Origin of the sequence: uncultured Pelagimonas sp. (genome assembly GCF_947498515.1) — a bacterium.
GTDB lineage: Bacteria > Pseudomonadota > Alphaproteobacteria > Rhodobacterales > Rhodobacteraceae > Pelagimonas.
The window spans coordinates 1-4,457 of the sequence record NZ_CANMKO010000026.1 but is presented as its reverse complement, the minus strand read 5'-3'; the positions used below and the strand labels follow the sequence as shown (position 1 = coordinate 4,457).

The 4,457-nt window shown below is 56.3% G+C and carries 1 protein-coding gene; it reads right to left on the bottom strand.

The genetic code is table 11. The features are described 5' to 3' along the window. Nucleotides 1-4,457: VCBS domain-containing protein (locus Q1A43_RS22320; RefSeq protein WP_299939045.1), on the bottom strand; the 4,457-nt coding region annotated here is incomplete at both ends.

Sequence of the window (4,457 nt, the reverse complement as noted above, 5' to 3'; positions counted from 1 at the left end):
CTCGCACCATCTTCGACAGCATTGCCAAGGCCCGCCGCCAAGGTCGGCGCGTCATTGGTGCCGGTGACGGTGATGGTCAAGGTGGATTGTGCTGTCGCGCCAAACTCATCCGTCACTGTATAGCTAGCAACAAAATCCTGAGTTTCCCCCTCGGCGAGGCCCGCATAGGCCGGATCATTGGCGTCAAACGTATAACCCCCGTCCGCCGCCATGGTCAGGCCAGCAAACGGTGCATCAAGGGCAAAGTTCAGCGTTGCGCCGGTATCAACGTCACTGTCGTTGGCGGCAACCGTCCCTGAAATCACGCTACTTGAAACGCTACCAAGGGGCAGATTTGGCAAACCATCAGCGTTGACAGCAGGAACCGCGCCGTCGCCGTTCAGATCACCAAACTCAAGGGAGTTTGTTGGGTTATTGCCATCGCCCAAAGGCGCAACGGTAAAGCTTCCAGATCCATCATTGAGGTAAATTTGATTGCTCTGATCGGGAACCGCCGCAGTGTTAAACGAATTATTTGACACCACCGCATCAAGATCACCGTCCTGATCGATATCCACCAAAGCAACCGAACTGCTGTTACGATTTGATCCGGAAATATCACTGGCGACGAAACTCCCTTCGGACCCGCCCTGTGCGCCACCTTGGTTGATCAAGACTTGGTTCAGCTGGTTACCATTGTTGGTGACAAAGGCGTCCAAATCACCGTCACCATCCAGATCGGCCAAACGGATCGATGTGCTGCTGCGCAGACCTCCGGCTAGGGTACCGGCTGTAAACCCTCCGGAGCCATTGCCCAGCAACACCTCGTTTTGATCAAGGATACTGGTGATGACAACATCGGCAAATCCGTCGCCATTCACATCACCGATATCGGCCCCAATGCTGAGGCTTCCGAACTGGTTCACAGCAGACGGCAGGTTGCTCGCGACAAAGCTGCCTTGCGTACCACCTTGGGCACCGCCCTGATTGATGAGCAATTGATTGATGTTCTGGTCGGTTGTGGCGATGGCATCAAGATCGCCATCCCCATCAATATCGCCGAGCCTAATATCCCGCGTAGAACGCGACCCGCCCGCCAAAGTGGTGACAGCAAAGCCGCCTAGACCATTGCCAAGCAACAGCTGGTTGGCTTGACCGTTCCAATTGGCAACCATGATATCCAAGAAGCCGTCGCCGTTCACATCGCCGGCCTCAACATCCAGCGTATAAGGGGGGCGGAATCCGCCCAAGGATGGCAGATTGCCCAGAGCAACCGTTGAAGTGGCAAAGACGCCTTCGGTGCCGCCCTGCGCGCCGCCTTGGTTCGTCAACAATTGTCCATTGCCGGAATAGACACCGACAAAGGCGTCCAAATCGCCGTCATTGTCAAAATCGCCCAAGGTCACATCAGACGAGCGTACCGCAGCCCCCCCGGTCAGGCTGGCTGAGAAAGACCCGGCCCCATCATTGGTGAGCATTTGCGTATAGAATGTTCCGCCAGATCCGGCGGTATCATTGATGGCAATCGCATCCAAATTGGCCAACGGAGGTGAACCGGCGGCCGCAGAGGCGGTATCGGCTACGGCAACCGGGCTGTCATTGGTGCCGTTTACCGTGATTGTTACGCTTTGAGTGTCAGTTGCCCCAAATTCATCAGTAACCGTGACCACAAATGTTTCGGTTTCCACCTGCCATTCGGCCAAGGCATTGGTCGCCGCAGATGTGTTATCAAGCGCATAGCTCCAAACACCGGAGGTTGGATCGATGGCAAAGGTGCCATAGGTGCCCGAGGCATTACCGCTCCATGTCGCCGTTGCACCGGTATCAGCGTCTTGAGACACCATCGAGCCAGTGATGGACGCAGTACCGTCAACAACCGTTCTGTCATCAAGGTTACCAGCTTCGGTCGCGATACCTACGATAGTCGACGCGGCCGAAATCGTCGGTGCATCATTGGTGCCGGAAATGTCGATGGTTAGAGTTGAGGTGGTGGTGCCGCCGTTGCCGTCTTCTACGGTATAGGTGAATACCTCCTGCGCGCTCGCACCTTGGGACAAGGCCTCGGTATCAGGATCAACGTCGTTGAGATTATAGGTCCACGTTCCATCTGACTCGATAGCAAGGGCCCCGTATTGGCCCAAAACAATCTGAACCAAGCCGGGATCAACAGGCATGTTCGATCCGATTTCGCCGGTGCCTGAATCCACCGCTGTGACGGACAAAACATCACTGTCGTCAACGTCCGTATCGTTGCTAAGCAAGTTGCCAGTGGCGCCATTGTCCCCAACAAACGGTGTGTTGCCCGGATTGACGCCGGATTCCACCACGGCGTCGCCGGCGTTTGTATCAGCCACAGCAACAGGACCGTCATTTCGTCCTTCAATGGTTAGCGTCACTGTCGCGGTGTCGGTCGCACCGAATTCGTCGGTCACGGTATAGGTAAAGGTATCGGTCGCGAACTCGCCCACCGCCAGATTGTTGAAGACTGCTGTTGGATCGTAACTAATGTCGGTTCCACTAAGCAACACGGGAACACCAGCCGCGCTAAGCGCCGACACGGCCGTCACGGTCAAAACTGCACCAGTGTCGACATCAGTATCGTTGGCCAAAAGCTGTGCTGTGCCAATCGACAACACCGTGTCTTCGTCAAAGCCCGTATCCTGAGGCCGTCCGCCCCACTCGACCAGATATCCATCGGCGTTGCCGTTGCCGGGCAGACCGCTGTCGGGCGCATCATTCCACTCACCGCTTTGCAGGAGTTGCGCATACCCTGGAACCGCAAAACCGCCATTGGGCTCGTTCGGTCTCCAATTGTTATAGGCGAACGACTGCCCCGCTTCCGGTCCTGTTACCCATGTCCAAGCACCAGTATTGGCGGGATTAAAGCTTTGGCCACCGATCCACGTGCCATCTGTAACGGCAATCAATCCGTTCGCTTCGATGAAGGCCTGTTCGCTGGCACTTGTGATGGTCGCCAGATAGCCACCCATGGCACTCGCACCGGCAACAGCCTGCGCAAAACTCGTACCGGCATCGACGACCTGATAGTAGTGCCCATTGTCGGCATTATAGGTCCAGCCCGCGGAATTGGCTGGGCCCGACGTCAGTGTATCGTCAATTGCCACAGGACCGTCATTGGTCCCTGCGACGGTGATGGTCACAACCTCTGTCGCCGTCGCGCCATGCTCATCCGTCACAGTCACGCTAAAGGTTTCAGGCGCGGACTGTCCCTCAGCTAGCGCATCGGCAGCGGCATTGTTGAGCGTATAGGTCCATGTGCCGGACTGCGGATCAATGACAAAATCGCCATACGTGCCGGCGGCATTCCCTGACCATGTCGCTGTGGCACCCGCATCGACATCTTGTGACACCATCGTGCCGGTGGCGGAGGGTGTCCCGTTCATGACGGTCCCGTCATCAAGGTTGCCAGCTTCTACAACACTGCCGGTGATTTCCGACGATACGTGAATGACCGGCGCGTCATTGGTGCCAGTGATGGCAATGGTCACGCTCTGCGTATCAGTACCGCCATTCCCGTCATCAACGGTAACTTCGTAGGTCTGGGTCAAAACCTGACCTTCGTCCAGATGATCAACCAAGCTGTCTGCAACAGCAAAGTCCCAATCAACTGCACCAGTGCCATCACCCGTAGAAGGATCGGCCAGCGATACCGTCATCGTGCCAAGATATCCCGCCACAGTCTCTGCAACGCTAACAGTATGCGCATCTGTTAGATCGACATCTTCGAAGGCCAGCGTGCCTTCATCCGCAAGAACGGACTCACCGAAAATCTGGATTTCACGGTAGCTATTTGTGTACTGCCCGCCATCCGGATCGGCGTTGGTGGTGTCAAAGACCAGTTGATCGGTGGTGACCGGGGTGTCAAAGGTCAGCCAAAAAGAGTAAACGCCATTGTTGGTCGCACCGGTCGTCCCCGATACCGTCCAACTGCCCAGCAGGTTCCCATCGCCGTCGCGCAGCGTGTAATCGCCGTCTGTGCGATTGCCATAGCCGTTGTAAATCGCAATGGACGTTAGCGTTTGCACCCCGCCGAGATCCAGCACCAAGGAACTCGGGCCGGCATTCGGGATCGCGTAATATCCGTCTTGGTTGGTCGGATTTACGCCAACATCGCCATCATTTAGGTTGTGCGCACCGTAGGTTCCGGTTCCAAAGGTATTGAACAGACCAGAAGCGGTGTAGTTTAGACTTTGTCCCACTGCTGCATTGACAACATCCGGGTTCGACGACGCATCATTGCCGCTTTCGACTTGGGCATTGGCAAGGGTTATGTTGCTTGTGTTGGTAAAGGTGAGACCAGAGGGTTCTGCGACACTGCCGGACGGGCTGCCTTGTAAGGCTTCGGTCACAGCACCAGCGACATCACCAACGGTGAACTCGGGCGCGTCGTTGGTGCCGGTGACGGTGATGATGACCGTGTTGGTGACCACTGCGCCATGTGCGTCGGTGGCGCTGGT